We start from the raw sequence: 17,436 nt of genomic DNA on the forward strand, positions 1-17,436 counted from the left end.
CCTAAAGTAGGCTGTTACGAATAGTTAAAATATTATTTATTTGATCCCAGCGTAATAGCCCCATTATTTGCTGATCATCTAGCAAGTTGTATACATACAGGGCGCCGCTGCGTTTATCTTTTAAAATATCAAAGGCATCAGCTAAGGTCGACTGGCTGCTAATGCCTTGTAAACTAATGTAGTTTATATTTATGTTTTCGCCCGACATCAGGGTAAGGTCGTACTCTGCTAGGCGATAGCCGTTTTCTTCATCGTAAACTATTAAAGGGGTTTGGCTGTCCATGGCGTCTAAGGTGTTTTTAATTTGCTCTTTATCGTCTGAATAAAGCAGTTTAAAGTCCTCATCCATATCATCCATTATACCCACTTTTTGTAGCGCCTCCGTTGCGGGCGATACATGATAAGGTAGCCCCTGAAAATCAAGCTGTTGCAAAAATATAGACCGATTGCCAAATACTTGCAGCGCCGTTACATAGGCGGTCGTTATCACTAACATGGCCGGTACAATAATCTCTGGCGAGGACGTAAGCTCCATCACAGTTGTTAATGCTGCTAACGGCGCATGTAATGTAGCTGCGAGTAATCCTGCCATTCCTAATACGCCGTATGTGCCTGCAATGTCAGCACCTGGGCTTATAAATTGGGCAAAAAATGCCATTAAAGTACCTGTTAATACACCTAGCCCAATAACGGGGCCTATTAAGCCACCCGGTATTCCTAGGCCAATGGCAAACAAGGTCGCTAGCAGTTTAGCTATTAAAATAGTGGTAAGTAGCTGCGCGTTTTCAGGCGATTCAACCGCAATAGTAATCGCACTCATACCCGAACCCATCGCTTGGGGCACTGCATAGGCAATAATACTCGCAATACAACCTGCAATGAGTAAACGAGGAAACATGCTTAAAGGTTTAAATGTTTTTATGATCAGCATTAAATTTTGATTAAAGCTATAGGCAATTGCCCCTAAGGCCATGCCACATAAAATTAAATATGGGTAATGCCAACCACTCAATGGCGTAATGCTAATAAGTGCAAGCTCTGAGCCTTCACCAAACACAAATTGGGTTGCTAATGCACCAGTTAGTGCGGCAAGCATAATTGGCACAAAAATATGCACTTTGTACTCACGTAGCACCACTTCCATTACAAAAATAACCGCAGCCAGTGGGGTATTAAACGAGGCCGCAATACCAGCGGCGACGCCACAGCCACTTAATGTACGCATGGCGTTATGCGGTAAATGAAGTTTATCGGCTAATATACTTGCGCCAGTGGCGCCCATATGAACAGATGGCCCTTCGCGGCCCACCGAAAAACCACTAATAAGTGCCAGTGCACCACCAACAAATTGGTTTACGGTGTTGTAAAGCGGCATTTGCCCGTAGTGGCGTTTAATGCGATGAATAACAAAAGGAATGCCTAATCGGTAGTGCTTAAAGCCAGTAAATGCAGCAAATGTAGCAATCAGTAGCGCAGCAATTAACGGCATTAAAACCCGTTCAAGAGTGGGGATAGTCGTAAAATTATCGGGAGTGTCTAAAAATAAGCTTTGAAAAAACAGAATTGTTAAGCGAAATAAAATAATAAAAAATGCAGCAATTAAACCAGCACTTACGCCTAATAAGCATAATTGCACAGAGGTTTTTGGTTTTGCTAATCGACGCCTGAGTTGCTCAAGCCACATGCTGTATTCTCCGCCACATTTTTTCAGCGAGCAGTTTAACAAAAGTGTGCAGGTAAGTCCTTGTGATTTTGCAATTTTAAACACTTATATTAACAAATATTACAGCAATCACTGAAAACACATTTTGCTATCGTATCGGTTAAAGCAATAGTTAAAAGCCTAAGATAGCACAAGAGATGTTTGACTATACTTGATTAAAACACTCGGGTATTAGATAATCACGCCATTGCGATATTGAGGGTTTTAAAATGTCTGAAGAATTACCAATAAAGTTCAGCGATGCAGCTGCTGTTCGTGTTAAACAGTTAATCGACGAAGAAGAAAATCCAGATTTAAAACTGCGTGTTTACGTAACAGGTGGTGGTTGTTCTGGTTTTCAATATGGTTTTACTTTTGATGAAAAAGCAAATCCTGGCGATTTAGAAATAGTTAAAAATGGTGTAACCCTGGTTATTGACCCAATGAGTATTCAGTACTTAGTTGATGGCGAAGTGGATTACACCGAAGGGTTAGAAGGCGCACGCTTTTTTGTATCTAATCCTAATGCAACGACTACCTGTGGGTGTGGTGCAAGTTTTAGCGTTTAAGCAATTTACGCTTAGCTATTAAAGCCGCGTTAGCGGCTTTTTTAATGCCTAAAATTCAATTGGGCTGTAATGGGTAAACTGCATTATTAATACAAAAAAGCCTAATACAAAAGCAGAAAAGGCAAGTATGTATAAAAAGCCTTTTTTACCTTGTTTAATGGGTACTCCGTAGTGACGTAAAAACAAAAACCATAAAAAGCATAGTAAAATAGGCAACAAAAATAAGACTCTAAACATACTTCCTCTTTAGTCCCTCAGTTAGGGAAAAACGTTATTTATGGGAACTTTTTTACCCTTACTGTTGTTTAAACATCAATACAGCAAGGTTATTCGCACGTTAATTTGTAACAAAGTGCTTTTATCTTACAATTAATTTTTTAGGAAAAAACCTAATATTTTTGGTACGTTAACTTAAATATTCAGCATAAGTAAAGGTTAGTGGTTGGGTGAATTTATGCAAACTATGTAATTAATTATTTAACCGAACTGTTAATAGTATATAATGTATCCAAGAGTGAGACGGGCAAAATTTCACTCTTAATAAAAATAAACCTATATCCTATTTTTGCGGGTTAGCACTGAATAGATTGGTAGGTTGAATAAGTAGCAATACCTTTGCTTATTTAAGCAATAGCTTGCTATTGAATAATGTAGTGGGTATCTGCTTATATGCCTCCAATCATTGTGTGACTACTGCTTTGACGGGTATGTCATATCATCTAGTAGGAGATGTAAAATGATGGGCAAGACTGTTTCTTCTGAAGAAAACGAAAAGCTAACTAAATGGCTTAAAACAAAACGCCATGAAAAGGGTCATACAATGCGTAGCCTGGCACAAGTGCTAGGAACACCTCACTCATTTATCGGTAAGATTGAAAATCAAGAACGCCGCTTAGATGTTATTGAGTTTGTACGTTACTGTAATGCACTTGAAGTTGATCCGCATGAAGCGCTAGGCTTAATTAAAGCGGATTAATATTGTTTTGCTTAGGGTGTTATAAGGGGCACTTGAACGGCCTAAGCAAATCACGTTAATGCAGGGATGCATTACATATTTTTATGGTAATTTTGCTCTAACTGATAGAGTTTATGCCTAATCAAATATAAAAACACCAGCGAAGGTATTACCATTAATGCCGTTAACACAAAAAATAATGCCCAATTTCCCATTAGCCAATCATCAATAACCACACCACTGTAACTTGAAAGCAATGTACGCCCTAAATTCCCAAGCGAAGCCAGTAAAGCATAATGTGTTGCACTAAATGCCCGGTCACATAACATCGATATAAATGCCACCATAGCTACTAACGACCAAGCCTGAGTAAAGCCGTCAATTACAATAGCAAAAGCGTATAAGCCTAAATTAGGGCCAACCAGCGCAATAGCCGAAAATGCTAAATTAGACCCCGCCATAGCTACACCACTTATAAATAGCCCTTTTACAATGCCGTACTTTTGATTGAACAAGCTGCCCACAAAGGTAAAAGCAATGGTGAGTACTGCAGTACCTACTTTTGAAAAAGTAGCTATATCGCTGTTGCTAAAGCCTATTTCTTTATAAAAAACAATCGACATACGCCCTAAAAAAGCTTCGCCTATTTTAAATAAGAAAATAAATGCTAATAAGGCAAAGGCTGTTTTAACCCCATTTTTAGCAAAAAAGGTTTTAAAGGGATCAACCACTGTAACGCCAAGCCAAGCTATCACCTTAGTAAAGGGCGTTTGTTTAATGCTGGCTAGTTTTTCAAGGTATACGCGCTCGAGCTCTGCGTGAACAGCTTCTCGGTTTGATTTAGGCTCTTTGGCAAACAACACGCCGCTCATTAGTATCAACATAACAGCGGCTAAAAAGTAATACACTTGTGGCCAATCTAAAGAGGGGATATCGGCCATGTAAAAAGGAATAGCCCCCAGTAATGCGTAACCTGTCCACCAACCCGATGTGGCCATAGCAGCAGCTGCAGTGGCTTTATGAGATTCGTTTTCGCTTAACGTGTCTATTCTAAAAGCATCAATTGCTATGTCTTGTGTGGCAGAGGCGACTGCGATGAGTAAACACAAGCCGGCGGCAATCGCTAAGTTTGCTTTTAAATCAAGCCCCGCTAAAAGCAGGGTGCCAATAAACATAAAGCTTTGGCAAAATAAAATCCAGCTGCGACGTTGCCCAAACCACTTGTACAATAACGGCAGTTTGGTTCTATCAATAAGCGGCGACCACATAAAATTAATGCTGTATGCGCCAAATACAATACCAAATAAGCCAATCATACTGCGGCTTAGGCCTTCGTCTTTTAGCCAAGCCGACATCACAGATCCAATCAGTACCCATGGAAAACCACTGCTCATACCAAATATAAAAATATTGATTAAACGTTTATCTTTAAAATACGAGAAATATTCGCTTACTGAGAGGGTTTTGCTCATAGGGCCTTCATTGGCGTTGGGTGCAACTTAGTTGCACCTCAGTGATTTATAATGGGGTTTGCTCAAGTACTTTAATATTTAAAATAACAACGGGCGTTTTTGGTACAAAGTCGTAGCCAATTTTTTCATTAAAGCCGGTTTCTACAGCCATAATTTTATCTAGCGTGTCGTAACCATTCATTACATTGCCAAACACGGCAAAGCCCCAATCTCTACCTGGGTTTAAATGATCGTTATCATCCATATTAAAAAAGAACTGGCGAGTTCCCGAATGCGGTTCACGGTCTTGATACGCCATAGCGATGCTGTACATATCATTTTTTAAACCGTTGCCACTTTCGTTAAATATAGGGTCGTTTTCGTGTAAGCCATCAAGGTCTTTATCGTAGCCACCACCTTGTATTACAAAGTCACGGTCGTTTTCAACATCACGTTCTACACGGTGGAATATACTGCCTTGGTAACTTTTATCCATTACGTAGGTTAAAAAGTTATTTACCGTAATAGGGGCTTTTGAGCGATCTAGCTCAACCACAATGCTACCCAATGACGTGACTATTTCTACACGCGGGAAAATATTGTCTTTTTGAACAAAGCGGCCTTCTTGCGCGGCAAAGGTGCTTACACTAAATAGTAGGCTTAAGCAGATTAAAAATCGTTTCATTGTTAACCTTCTAAAAATTCAATTAATTCTGGGTCCGATACAATGCGGGTTATAATTTGTTCCGTCAACTTATTGAGTTGACCTTCAATTTTGGCGCGATCGTGGCTCAGCGGCCCTTCTAAATTAGCACTGCCACGATACACTTTACTAAAATTGCTGGTAGAGCGAATGACCCGTACGCCTAGCTCAATGTGCGCTTCGCTGGTATGGCTCATGAGCTTTTCAGTCACCTTTGCTTGTAAGGCATGAATGTCTAGTTCAAAGCGGGTTGTTGCTAGGTTTGAAATACTTGCCCCGTTACGATTTAGCGCGCTATCTAATACGCTTTTAACAGAGGTTACAATATCTTGGCTGGCAAAGGTTTTGGTTTTGTCCGACTCAACAAGCTTAAGGGTGGCGCTATCACCACGTAAATCAATAACGCTGGTACTTAAACTGGCTGAAATAACGCTAATTTGGCCACTTTTATAAACCGGGTTTAGTATCACTTGGTTTGGCTGGTTACTGCATGCGCTAAACACCAGCATGGAGCAACAGGCTAAAATAAATTTAGTTAATTTCATTTTATAGCATCCCACTATTTTTAGTTGCGCTGAGCACTACAAACTTTTTGTTTGAACCTAATAGCTTACAGTTACCAAACATACGATTTAATTTATCGTGATAATCTAAATGACGATTACCAATAATACGCAGCTCGCCACCTTCTTTTAATGTATCTTTTGCTTGTTTAAACATTTGCCACGCAATGTGGTCGGTAACGGCTTGGGCTTGGTGAAATGGAGGGTTACACAACACCATATCCACACTGTCTCTTGCAAAGCCGGTTAAGCAATCGTTTTCTATAAATTGGCAATCATCAAATTTATTTGCTTGGTTAAGTTCTACATTTAAACGTGCAGATTCGACCGCCATGTACGACTCATCAACAAAGGTTACCGACGCATTTGGACAGCGTGATAACGTCATTAAGCCCACTACGCCATTACCACAACCTAAGTCGATAATACTTTTTGCTTTTGAGGTTTGCGGCAAGTAATTAAAAAAGAACCGCGCACCTATATCTAACGAATCGCGCGAAAACACATTGGCATGGTTCGTTATATTAAAATCAGTGCCTTCAAGCTGCCAACTTACCGGGAAGTTAGCTTCTTTATAACCGCCTTTTGCTGTACTTAATATTAAACGCGACTTTTTAACAGCCAAACTTGTTTTGGTTTCGCCAATAAATTGCTCAAACGCTTTTATAGTTGAGTTATGAATTTCCTTTGTTTTACCCGCGGCAATAACCGGTGTGCCTGGGGCAAGTACTTCACTCAACTCGCTTAATTGAAACTGTAAAAACCCGACGTTACGCGGTATTTTTATAAGTACTAAATCAACCTCTTCAGGCAGCGCAGATAAGCTATCTAACTGTGTAAATTGGGCTGTTGATAGTTTATTTTCTTTTAAATTATAGGCTGCAGCTTGGTGGCTAATATAAGAATCGTTAACTGAACAAACCGTTAATTCACTAAAATAACAGGCCAGGGCACCAAACGCGTCGTTTAAAATTAGTAATGAGCGACAATCAGGGTGATGTTCGTTAACATAATTGATAAGGTACTCGTCGGCCGAATCCCACGCTTGTAAACTGCGGTTTTTTTGATCCAAAGGGAAACGTTCAAGAGTAAATGTTTTATCGCCTAGCTGGGCTTGCGTCGTCATAATGGTTTGTTGATCAGTAATCTAATGTAGGTAAATTCTAACATGCAACGGCAAAACGCCAACCCCCAACAGTTACCAAACGGCTTTTCTTATCAAAGTAAGGCGCTTAGTGCGCAAAAAAGCCTCGATTTATTTTATTATTTACAAAAAAATCTTAATTGGCAGCAGCCTAATGTCACTGTGTATGGCAGAACAGGGCCCATTCCACGTTTGCAATGTTTTATGAGCGACTTAAATATTGAATATGGCTACTCACACAGTAAACAAATAGTAGAGCCGTGGGATGAGGTGCTTTTAGCAATGCGAAAACGTTTAGAGCGACATTTAAATAAGCCGCTTAATTCGTTATTAGTCAATTATTACCGTGATGGTAACGACACCATGGGCTGGCACAGTGATGATGAAATAGAGCTAGGCCCTGAGCCTACCATTGTATGTATATCGCTTGGTGCTGAGCGCGTACTCAAATTAAAACAAAAAGCCACCAATAAAGTCACCGACTTAAAACTACAAAGCGGCAGTTGTTTAGTGATGAGTGGGCATAGTCAGCGCGACTACCAGCACGCAATCCCCAAGCAAACAACGCTTGCTCACCCACGGATCAGCTTAACGTACCGCTTTATTGAGCACATTAAACAAAAGCAATTTAGTTAGTTAAATTAACTTGTTATAGTAGCTGCACAATTCAGTGACTAAATATGGTGTTTTAATGTCAATGCAACAACAAATTCAAGACAAGCTTAGTAGCGCGATTGCCTGTAAGCATTTAAACGTAATTAACGAAAGCCATATGCACAGCGCCGGTACTGAGTCGCATTTTAAAGTAATTGTGGTAAGCGAAGAATTTGCGGGTAAACGATTACTACAGCGCCACCGCCAAATTAACGAAGTACTAAAAGATGAGCTAGCAAATCATATTCATGCCTTAGCAATTCATACGTACACGCCAGATGAATTTTCAGAGCAAGGTGGCGAAGCACCTGACTCTCCAAATTGTATGGGCGGCTCAAAGCTAAATTAACCACACTGTAGGTTAGCCAATATAAATAGGGGTATTTGATCAGGTTTAACTGATCAGATCAGTGTTTTTAGTATTAGCCTTTAAACTAGCGCTAATTTTTATTGTAAAAGATATAGGATGATCAATGGTCATTAAGCCTAAAATTCGTGGATTTATTTGTACTAACGCACACCCTGTAGGATGTGCAGAGCATGTTCAAGAGCAAATTAACTATGTAAAACAACAAGGCGAATTAAAAGATGCGCCTAAAAATGTACTCGTAATTGGTGCATCTACTGGCTACGGCTTAGCGTCTCGTATTACGGCGGCATTTGGCGGTGGGGCTAAAACACTGGGTATTTTCTTTGAAAAAGAAGGTACAGAGCGTAAAACAGGTTCTGCTGGTTGGTACAATACAGCAGCATTTCAAGACGCTGCAGATGAAGCCGGGCTTTGGTCAAAAAATATTAATGGCGATGCGTTTTCTAACGAAATTAAGCAAAAAGCAATCGAGACAATCAAAGCAGATTTAGGCAAAGTAGACTGTATTATTTACAGCTTAGCATCGCCTCGTCGTACCGATCCAAATACAGGTGAGGTGTATTCATCTACACTTAAACCTATTGGCAGTGCTGTAACCACAAAAAATTTAAATACGTCAAAGCGCGAAATTGACGAAGTAACAGTAGAAGCCGCAAGCCAAGATGACATCGACAACACCATTAAAGTGATGGGCGGTGAAGATTGGGAAATGTGGATTGATGCATTAAAAGAAGCAGATGTACTAGCCGATAACTTTAAAACCACGGCTTATACTTATATAGGTAAAGAGTTAACGTGGCCAATTTACGGGCACGCAACAATAGGTAAAGCAAAAGAAGATTTAGACCGTGCAACTGCCGCAATTAAAGAATCGACAAAAGATTTAAATGGTCAAGCCTATGTGTCGTCTTTAAATGCTGTTGTTACTCAGGCAAGCTCTGCTATTCCTATTATGCCGCTATATATCTCTGCTTTATTTAAAGTAATGAAAGCCGATGGCACTTATGAAGGCACCATTGAGCAAATTCATGCTTTATTTAGCGAAAACCTATACGGTGAAAACCCACGCTTTGACGAGGGCGGCCACTTATTCCAAAACTACAAAGAGCTAGAAGACGATGTACAAGCACGTGTGCAAGCTGTTTGGGATAAAGTAGATACGAGCTCAATTGATGAGCTAACCGATTATGTAGGCTACCATAACGAATTTTTACGTTTATTTGGTTTTGGCATTGACGCTGTTGACTATGAGCAAGATGTAGATGCAGTGAAGCCAATTGCAAACATGATTGACTAAATCATACTTTGTAATTATAAAAAGTCGCTTATTGCGGCTTTTTTGCTTTTAGTGTTTTAGATATTTTGTGGCAGTTGGGTGCTTAGGCTACCACTTTGGTCTACCTTGATTTTTATTTAAAACACTTAACAAAACTAAATAAGCGTTTCTGTCGTATAATTTTCATAAATACACTCGCATAGTCGTACATAATGATGTTAAAATCGAAGCAATATGTGAGGAGTTTTACTGCGTTGCTTGTTTGATATTCCTAGCAAGTTGTTCTTTTGTACCTTGATATATCTTGGATAACTCAAGTGGCGACGTGGTTGATACGATTTTTCAGTTTCTTTCCGTTAATTAATGCAAGTGCGTATGATCAACATAAAAAAAGGTCTGGATTTACCCATAGAGGGCGCGCCTCAGCAAGTTATTCATGATGGTTCTGCCATCAAACGTGTAGCTGTGCTAGGTGAAGAGTTTATCGGTATGCGTCCAACCATGCATGTTCGTGTGGATGACCAAGTCAAAAAAGGCCAGGTACTTTTTGAAGACAAAAAGAACCCAGGCGTCCTATTTACTGCACCAGCTTCTGGTACAGTAAAAGAAATTAATCGTGGTGCTAAACGTGTGCTGCAATCTGTTGTTATTGAAGTAAACGGCAGTGAGCAAATCACCTTTGACTCTTTCAATGCAGATGAGCTTGCAAGCTTATCGCGTGAAAAAGCCAAAGAAGTACTTGTTCAGTCAGGTCAATGGACAGCACTTCGTGCTCGCCCATTTAGCAAAATAGCTGCGTTGGATGCAAATCCTAGCTCTATATTTGTAACCGCTATCGACACAAACCCTCTTGCTGCAGATCCTGCTGTAATTATTGCCGAAAATGCAGCTGCATTTGAAGCGGGTCTTGCTGTTGTTTCGCGTTTGACCGATGGCAAAGTATTTGTATGTAAGCAAGCTGGCAGTCAAGTTCCTAGCTCGTCTATCGCTCAAGTAGAAGTACATGAGTTCGGTGGCGTGCATCCAGCAGGCTTAGTTGGTACTCATATTCATCACCTTGATGCAGTATCTGTTAATAAACAAGTTTGGCATATTGGTTACCAAGACGTTATCGCGTATGGTCACTTATTCCTTACTGGTGAAATCAACACAGACCGTGTTATTTCGCTTGCAGGTCCTCGCGTTAAAAACCCTCGTTTAGTGAAAACACAACTAGGTGCTTCATTAGATGATTTAGTGGCAGGCGAATTAGAAGACGGTGATAACCGTGTTATTTCTGGTTCTGTTTTATCTGGCGCTATTTCTTCAGGTCCTCATGCATTCTTAGGTCGATACCACGTTCAAGTATCTGTTTTACTTGAAGGTCGCGAAAAAGAGCTGTTTGGTTGGATTGCACCAGGTAGTGATAAATTCTCTGTAACGCGTACATTCCTTTCTCACCTTGCACCGAGTCGTTTATTTAAAATGACAACGTCTACAGGTGGTTCAAAACGTGCCATGGTACCAATTGGTAGCTACGAGCGCGTAATGCCGCTAGATATTTTGCCAACCCTATTATTACGTGACTTAATTTCACGTGACTTAGACAGTGCAATTTCATTAGGCGCGCTTGAACTTGATGAAGAAGATTTAGCGTTATGTACCTTCGTTTGTCCGGGCAAATACGAGTATGGTTCTATCCTACGCGATTGCTTAACAACGATCGAGAAGGAAGGCTAAGAGATGGGTTTAAAGAAATTTTTAGAAGACATTGAGCCGCATTTTGAACCAGGTGGTAAACACGAAAAATGGTACGCCCTGTATGAAGCAGCCGCGACTATTTTTTACACGCCAGGTTATGTAAATAAAGGCGCAACTCACGTTCGCGATAATATCGACCTAAAACGCATGATGATTTTAGTGTGGATGGCGACGTTCCCAGCTATGTTTTTTGGTATGTTCAACATCGGTCATCAGGCCGCAGGTGCTTTAGCACAAGGTTTTGAACTAGCAAACTCTTGGCAGGTTGGCTTGTTCCAGTTATTTGGTGGTGAATTAACCGCTGAGTCGGGCTGGGGCGCTAAAATGTTCTACGGGGCATGTTTCTTCTTACCAATATACGCCGTTACTTTTGCAGTAGGTGGTTTTTGGGAAGTACTATTTGCTTCTGTGCGTAAGCATGAAGTTAACGAAGGTTTCTTCGTAACCTCAGTATTATTTGCACTTATTTTGCCTGCGACTATTCCTTTATGGCAAGTGGCATTAGGTATTACGTTTGGTGTAGTTATTGCTAAAGAAATCTTTGGTGGTACAGGCCGTAACTTCTTAAACCCTGCATTAGCGGGCCGTGCGTTCTTATTCTTCGCATACCCTGCACAAATTTCAGGTGACACAGTATGGACTGCAGTAGACTCGTTCTCTGGTGCAACTATGCTAGGTCAAGCGTTTGTTGGCACTCTTGATTACAGCAACATGGAGCTATGGTGGAATGCGTTTTACGGTTTCATTCAAGGTTCTGTAGGTGAGACATCTACGCTTGCTGTGCTTATTGGTGGCTTATTCTTAATTTACGTTCGCATCGCTTCTTGGCGCATTGTACTAGGTGTATTCCTAGGTATGGTGGCAACTGCATTCTTATTAAATGCGGTTGGCTCTGAGAGCAATCCTGTATTTGCAATGCCTTGGCATTGGCATTTAGTACTCGGTGGTTTTGCGTTTGGTATGTTCTTTATGGCTACTGACCCTGTATCAGCTGCATTTACCGATAAAGGTAAGTTCGCATACGGCGCGCTTATTGGCTTTATGGTAGTTATGATCCGTGTAGTAAACCCTGCTTTCCCAGAAGGCATGATGCTAGCAATCTTATTTGCTAACTTATTTGCTCCACTGTTCGATCACTTTGTAGTGCAAGCTAATATCAAGCGGAGGTTGGCACGTAATGTCTAGTAATAACGAATCAATCGGCAAAACGTTAACGGTTGTTGTGGCACTATGTTTAGTGTGTGCAATTATTGTATCGTTTGCTTCTGTACAGCTTCGTCCTTTACAGCAAGCTAATAAAACTCAAGATATTCAACGTAATATCTTAGCAGCAGCTGATATTGAAATCGCAAACTCTGTATCTGACACATTCGATGGCAAAATCGAAGCACGTGTTGTTGATATGGACACTGGCGAATTTGTTGAAGATGCTGATCCAAACTCATTTGATTTCGAAAAATCAAAATTCGACCAACAAAGAAGTTTTGCACTTAAAGCAGAAGGGATTAAGGACATCGCTGGTATTCAGCGTATGACTAAAAACTCGCCTGTTTACATCTCTAAAAAAGAAGATGGCTCTACAGATGCAATCATTTTACCTATCCAAGGTTACGGCCTTTGGGGTGTAATGTATGGTTTCTTAGCGCTTGAAAGCGATGGCGAAACAGTTAAAAACATCAACTTTTACAAGCATAGCGAAACACCAGGCCTGGGTGGCGAAATTCAAAACCCACAATGGACAGCTAAATGGCAAGGTAAAGAGTTACCTATTAACATTATGAAAAGCGGTGCTAGCAACGAACATCAAATTGATGGTTTATCAGGTGCTACACTAACTTCTAATGGTGTTGATCACACAGTTGACTTTTGGACTGGTGAAAACGGCTTTGGTCCTTTCCTTGCGAAGGTACGTGAAGGAGCGTTGAAATAATGGCTGATACTAAAGAAATGAAGTCGGTCCTATTTGGTCCGGTTTTAGCTAACAACCCAATCGCATTACAAGTACTTGGTATTTGTTCTGCTCTGGCGGTAACGTCTAGCTTAAAAAATGCCTTAATCATGTCAATTGCTTTGACATTAGTAACGGCGTTTTCTAGCTTGTTCATTTCAAGCATTCGTAACCACATACCTTCATCAGTACGTATTATCGTACAGATGACGATCATTGCTTCACTAGTAATTGTTGTAGACCAAGTGTTACAAGCATTCTCTTACGCTACGGCGAAAGAGCTTTCTGTATTCGTTGGCCTAATCATTACTAACTGTATTGTAATGGGTCGTGCTGAAGCGTACGCAATGAAGTCGCCACCACTTATGTCATTTTTAGATGGTATCGGTAATGGCTTAGGCTACTCAGTGGTATTACTTACTGTTGGTTTCATTCGTGAGCTATTTGGTAAGGGAACACTATTCGGTGTTGATATTATCCCATTAGTACAAGATGGTGGTTGGTATCAACCTATGGGTCTATTGATTTTACCACCGAGTGCATTCTTCATCATTGGTTTATTCATATGGGTACTTCGTACTTATAAGAAAGACCAAGTAGAAGCTAAAGCGTAAGGGGCAAGCAGTGGAACATTATATTAGTTTATTTGTAAAAGCGGTTTTTATTGAAAACTTAGCTTTAGCTTTCTTCCTAGGTATGTGTACTTTCTTAGCAGTATCTAAAAAAGTAACTACATCAATTGGCCTAGGTGTAGCCGTTATTGTGGTACTGGGTATTTCTGTACCAGTAAATAACTTGGTTTACCATGCCGTACTTGCACCGGGTGCATTAGAGTGGCTTGGTTACCCTGAAGCAGACCTTAGCTTTTTACGTTTCTTAACGTTCATTGGTGTTATTGCAGCACTCGTGCAAATTTTGGAAATGGCATTAGATAAGTTTTTCCCTGCACTTTACAACGCATTAGGTATCTTCTTACCACTAATCACTGTTAACTGTGCGATTTTTGGTGCGGTATCATTCATGGTTGAGCGTAACTATAACTTCGGCGAGTCTGTTGTTTATGGTGTTGGCGCTGGTGTTGGTTGGGCGCTTGCAATTACATTACTTGCAGGTATCCGTGAGAAAATGAAATATTCAGACGTGCCAGATGGCCTACGTGGTTTAGGTATTACCTTCATCACTGTTGGTTTAATGGGTCTTGGCTTTATGTCATTCTCTGGTATTTCACTGTAAAGGTAGCGAGGATAAATCATGAGTTATGAGATTTTCTTAGGCGTTGGTGTTTTCATCGCTATCGTTGTACTACTAGTTTTAGTTATCATTGGTGCTAAATCTAAGTTAGTTGCAAGCGGTGACATCATCATCGGTATTAATGGCGATCCAGACAAAGCCATTAAAACATCAGCAGGTAGCAAGCTTTTAGGCGCGCTATCTGAATCAGGTATTTTCGTATCATCTGCATGTGGTGGCGGTGGCTCTTGTGGTCAGTGTCGTGTACACATTAAAGAAGGTGGTGGCGATATCTTACCAACAGAACTTGATCACATTTCTAAAGGTGAAGCCCGTGAAGGCTGTCGTTTAGCGTGTCAGGTAAATGTTAAAAACGACATGGAAATTGAACTTGAAGAGTCAATTTTCGGTGTTAAAAAATGGGATTGTGAAGTTATCTCTAACGATAACAAAGCAACGTTCATTAAAGAGCTTAAGTTACAAATTCCAGATGGCGAATCAGTGCCTTTCCGTGCGGGTGGTTACATCCAAATCGAAGCGCCTGCTCACCATGTTAAATACGCAGATTTCGATATTCCTGAAGAGTATCGTGGCGACTGGAATCACTTTGGTTTCTTCGACCTGGAGTCAAAAGTAGACGACGAAACAATTCGTGCATACTCAATGGCTAACTACCCAGAAGAAGAAGGCATTATCATGCTTAACGTGCGTATTGCTACGCCGCCGCCAAGAAACCTAAGCCTACCATGTGGTAAAATGTCATCGTACATTTGGTCACTTAAAGCAGGCGACAAGGTAACTATTTCAGGTCCATTTGGTGAGTTCTTCGCTAAAGACACCGACGCTGAAATGGTATTCGTAGGTGGTGGTGCAGGTATGGCACCAATGCGTTCACATATCTTTGACCAACTTAAGCGTTTAAACTCTAAGCGTAAGATTAGTTTCTGGTATGGTGCGCGTTCTGAGCGTGAAATGTTCTATGTTGAAGATTTCGACGGCTTAGCAGCTGAAAACGATAACTTTGTATGGCATACCGCATTGTCTGACCCACAACCAGAAGATAACTGGGAAGGTTACACAGGCTTTATCCATAACGTACTTTATGAAAACTACTTGAAAGATCATGAAGCGCCAGAAGATTGTGAGTTCTACATGTGTGGTCCTCCAATGATGAACGCGGCTGTTATCGGCATGCTTAAAGACCTAGGTGTAGAAGACGAAAACATCTTACTAGATGACTTCGGTGGCTAACACCCATATCAAAACAGCTTAGTTTTGGTTAAAATACGGGCCTCGTCGCACTTTGTGCAACGGGGCTTTTTTTATTTTATTTTACATGGGCTAATTTAATGAACAGAGTAAGCAGTTCTCAAGGCGCTATCAGTATTTTTTTATTAACTATAATGCTATTTATCTCTGGCTGTGGGGCTGATAAAACACCTCAGGAGGTATTTTTAGAAGGCAAAACGATGGGCACCACCTATCATATTAAATACTTTGCCGACGATAAAAGCGTCGATGCCACTAAATTACAGCAGCAAATAGATACGCAATTGAAAGCGGTTAATCAGTCTATGTCTACGTATATCCGCGATTCTGAAATTAACACATTTAATAAATTACCCGCCAACCAGGTTATGCCAATTAGTGAAGACTTTAGGGCTGTGGTGAGCGAATCGATTCGTTTAGGTAAGTCGACCAAAACGCTCGATGTTACGATGGGCCCGTTAATAGATTTATGGGGCTTTGGACCTGATAAAAAACCAACTAAGCGCCCAAGTGATGAAGCACTTGCTGCAATGATTGAAAAAATTGGTGTAGATAAACTTAATCTTACTGAGCAGGGCCTTGCTAAAACAGTTGATGGTTTAGAGCTGTCGTTTTCGGCCACAGCGAAAGGGTATGGCATTGATAAAGTAGCGCAATTACTTGAAAGCCAAAACATTAGTAACTACATGGTAGAAATAGGCGGGGAGCTGCGCATTGGCGGTGAAAAGCCAAATAACCAAGATTGGAAAATCGCGATAGAGCAGCCAGATGCGCCACCAGGCGAGCGAAAAGTTCACCGTGTATTAGCGCCCGGTACGAATGGCATTGCAACATCAGGTGACTACCGTATTTTTTATAAAATGGATGGCGAAACTTACACTCATTTAATTGACCCAGTAACAGGCATGCCAATCAAACATGACTTAGTGTCGGTTACTGTATTACATCCTAGTGCAATGACCGCAGATGGCTTAGCAACCGCATTAACGGTTATGGGAATGGACGATGCTAAAGCATACGCTGAAAAGCACGATTTACCTGTGTACTTAATGGCTAAATCAGACAAAGGCATTGTGACTTACGCGAGCACTGCTTTTAAACCTTATTTGTAATATAATGGCGTTTAGCTAAAGCTTTATTCGTGCTAAACGCATATTACAACCGATTTTTTGAAATAGACTTCTCTCGCATCTATGTGGGTTTTGGGTGTATAATTTAGCGGTCGCTCAACAATGTTTGAGCATAATTTATTGCTGATCAATAGGGGCTAAGCAATGTCACTTTTTCTTCTTACATTTGGTTTATTAATTTTAATCGTGATAGCTATGGCTGTTGGTATGATCGTGCAAAGAAAATCTATGGCAAGTAGTTGCGGTGGATTAGGCTCGGTAGGTATTGATAAAGCCTGTGATTGTGACGATCCATGTGATAAGCGTAAAAAGCGTATGGCTAAAGAGCAAGCCTGGAAAGAAAACCAAATTATTTAAGCAGTAGCTTAATGACAAAAAGCGCCATATGGCGCTTTTTTTGTACCTGTATATTTAGTGCTCATATCGTCTTTTAATTAAACACAACCTTAATGTATTAGACCAAGGTCTATAGTTTAGTTTTTTTCACCTATTAGGTTTATTTTTCTCGTTTGTCAAATTGGAGCTAACACTCTAAAGTTTAACCATAGACACAGAGCAAGGCTCCAGTCATAAGTTTGAGGCATAAAGTTAGCCTCGCTTAAAAGAATCTTTATATTGTGTGTGAAGATGTTGTCAGTGTGAAAGGCAACTCAAGGTCGGTGGTGACTTAGGTAGAGAAATATTATGTCACGAAAAATCGCACTCAGAGGGACCCCACCTGATGTCTCTTGA

At 40.6% G+C, this 17,436-nt stretch carries 19 protein-coding genes; 13 read left to right on the forward strand and 6 right to left on the reverse strand.

Translation table 11 applies throughout. From position 1 onward, the window contains the following. Nucleotide 1 precedes the first annotated feature (1 nt). Entirely contained in the window at nt 2-1,684 is a 1,683-nt protein-coding gene (locus tag CWC04_RS01225) for a chloride channel protein (protein ID WP_055252948.1), read from the reverse strand. Between the two features lie 248 nt (nt 1,685-1,932). Here CWC04_RS01225 and erpA point away from each other — a divergent pair, with 248 nt between their 5' ends. Beyond that, the gene (erpA, locus tag CWC04_RS01230) at nt 1,933-2,271 is read left to right on the forward strand and encodes an iron-sulfur cluster insertion protein ErpA (protein ID WP_002958911.1); all 339 of its coding nucleotides are present in this window, start codon (nt 1,933-1,935) and stop codon (nt 2,269-2,271) included. 48 nt (nt 2,272-2,319) lie between these two features. On the opposite strand, the gene CWC04_RS01235 is transcribed toward erpA, so the two are convergent. Continuing rightward, nucleotides 2,320-2,508 carry a hypothetical protein gene (locus tag CWC04_RS01235; protein WP_004587152.1) on the reverse strand — a complete coding sequence of 63 codons (189 nt, stop codon included), beginning with the start codon at nt 2,506-2,508 and terminating at the stop codon, nt 2,320-2,322. Nucleotides 2,509-3,007: 499 nt separating this feature from the next. Here CWC04_RS01235 and CWC04_RS01240 point away from each other — a divergent pair, with 499 nt between their 5' ends. Further along, nucleotides 3,008-3,247 (forward strand): helix-turn-helix domain-containing protein, encoded by a 240-nt coding sequence (locus tag CWC04_RS01240; RefSeq protein ID WP_004587151.1) that lies wholly within the window; start codon nt 3,008-3,010, stop codon nt 3,245-3,247. A 71-nt stretch (nt 3,248-3,318) separates the two neighbouring features. Here CWC04_RS01240 and CWC04_RS01245 read toward each other — a convergent pair whose 3' ends face one another. The 4 genes from CWC04_RS01245 to CWC04_RS01260 are packed head-to-tail and all read right to left on the reverse strand — an operon-like array spanning nt 3,319 to nt 7,069. Beyond that, on the reverse strand, nt 3,319-4,698 hold the full coding sequence (locus tag CWC04_RS01245) for an AmpG family muropeptide MFS transporter (protein ID WP_138684418.1): 1,380 nt from the start codon (nt 4,696-4,698) through the stop codon (nt 3,319-3,321). A gap of 46 nt (nt 4,699-4,744) precedes the next feature. After that, a complete protein-coding gene (locus tag CWC04_RS01250) occupies nt 4,745-5,362 on the reverse strand; it encodes a peptidylprolyl isomerase (protein ID WP_138684419.1) in 618 nt (205 codons plus the stop codon). 2 nt (nt 5,363-5,364) lie between these two features. Beyond that, nucleotides 5,365-5,925: a YajG family lipoprotein gene (locus CWC04_RS01255; protein ID WP_004587148.1), complete on the reverse strand. Its 561-nt coding sequence runs from the start codon at nt 5,923-5,925 to the stop codon at nt 5,365-5,367. 1 nt (nt 5,926) lies between these two features. Beyond that, nucleotides 5,927-7,069: a methyltransferase gene (locus CWC04_RS01260; protein WP_024034301.1), complete on the reverse strand. Its 1,143-nt coding sequence runs from the start codon at nt 7,067-7,069 to the stop codon at nt 5,927-5,929. 42 nt (nt 7,070-7,111) lie between these two features. Between CWC04_RS01260 and CWC04_RS01265 the strand changes: the two genes are divergently transcribed. From CWC04_RS01265 to nqrM, 11 genes are all read left to right on the forward strand, one after another. Next, nucleotides 7,112-7,723: an alpha-ketoglutarate-dependent dioxygenase AlkB family protein gene (locus CWC04_RS01265; protein ID WP_004587146.1), complete on the forward strand. Its 612-nt coding sequence runs from the start codon at nt 7,112-7,114 to the stop codon at nt 7,721-7,723. Between the two features lie 55 nt (nt 7,724-7,778). After that, nucleotides 7,779-8,090 carry a BolA family protein gene (locus CWC04_RS01270; protein ID WP_004587145.1) on the forward strand — a complete coding sequence of 104 codons (312 nt, stop codon included), beginning with the start codon at nt 7,779-7,781 and terminating at the stop codon, nt 8,088-8,090. 124 nt (nt 8,091-8,214) lie between these two features. After that, entirely contained in the window at nt 8,215-9,408 is a 1,194-nt protein-coding gene (fabV, locus tag CWC04_RS01275; protein ID WP_024034299.1) for an enoyl-ACP reductase FabV, read from the forward strand. Nucleotides 9,409-9,762: 354 nt separating this feature from the next. After that, nucleotides 9,763-11,106, forward strand: coding sequence for a Na(+)-translocating NADH-quinone reductase subunit A (locus CWC04_RS01280; protein ID WP_004587143.1), 1,344 nt, complete (start codon nt 9,763-9,765; stop codon nt 11,104-11,106). 3 nt (nt 11,107-11,109) lie between these two features. Further along, nucleotides 11,110-12,312 (forward strand): NADH:ubiquinone reductase (Na(+)-transporting) subunit B, encoded by a 1,203-nt coding sequence (locus CWC04_RS01285; RefSeq protein WP_004587142.1) that lies wholly within the window; start codon nt 11,110-11,112, stop codon nt 12,310-12,312. Continuing rightward, nucleotides 12,305-13,057: a Na(+)-translocating NADH-quinone reductase subunit C gene (locus CWC04_RS01290; protein ID WP_004587141.1), complete on the forward strand. Its 753-nt coding sequence runs from the start codon at nt 12,305-12,307 to the stop codon at nt 13,055-13,057. The genes CWC04_RS01285 and CWC04_RS01290 overlap by 8 nt, the downstream gene beginning before the upstream one ends. Next, entirely contained in the window at nt 13,057-13,689 is a 633-nt protein-coding gene (locus CWC04_RS01295; protein WP_004587140.1) for an NADH:ubiquinone reductase (Na(+)-transporting) subunit D, read from the forward strand. Before CWC04_RS01290 ends, CWC04_RS01295 begins: the two co-directional genes overlap by 1 nt. A gap of 10 nt (nt 13,690-13,699) precedes the next feature. Beyond that, nucleotides 13,700-14,308, forward strand: a complete 609-nt coding sequence (gene nqrE / locus CWC04_RS01300; protein ID WP_004587139.1) for an NADH:ubiquinone reductase (Na(+)-transporting) subunit E — start codon at nt 13,700-13,702, stop codon at nt 14,306-14,308. A gap of 18 nt (nt 14,309-14,326) precedes the next feature. Further along, a complete protein-coding gene (gene nqrF, locus CWC04_RS01305; RefSeq protein WP_004587138.1) occupies nt 14,327-15,556 on the forward strand; it encodes an NADH:ubiquinone reductase (Na(+)-transporting) subunit F in 1,230 nt (409 codons plus the stop codon). A 98-nt stretch (nt 15,557-15,654) separates the two neighbouring features. Then, nucleotides 15,655-16,686, forward strand: coding sequence for an FAD:protein FMN transferase (locus CWC04_RS01310; RefSeq protein WP_064386879.1), 1,032 nt, complete (start codon nt 15,655-15,657; stop codon nt 16,684-16,686). Nucleotides 16,687-16,848: 162 nt separating this feature from the next. Next, complete coding sequence (nqrM, locus tag CWC04_RS01315) at nt 16,849-17,061, forward strand: (Na+)-NQR maturation NqrM (protein WP_004587136.1); 213 nt, start codon at nt 16,849-16,851, stop codon at nt 17,059-17,061. Nucleotides 17,062-17,436: the final 375 nt, after the last annotated feature.

The organism is Pseudoalteromonas sp. S2893 (assembly GCF_005887105.1).
Taxonomy (GTDB): Bacteria; Pseudomonadota; Gammaproteobacteria; order Enterobacterales; family Alteromonadaceae; genus Pseudoalteromonas; species Pseudoalteromonas atlantica.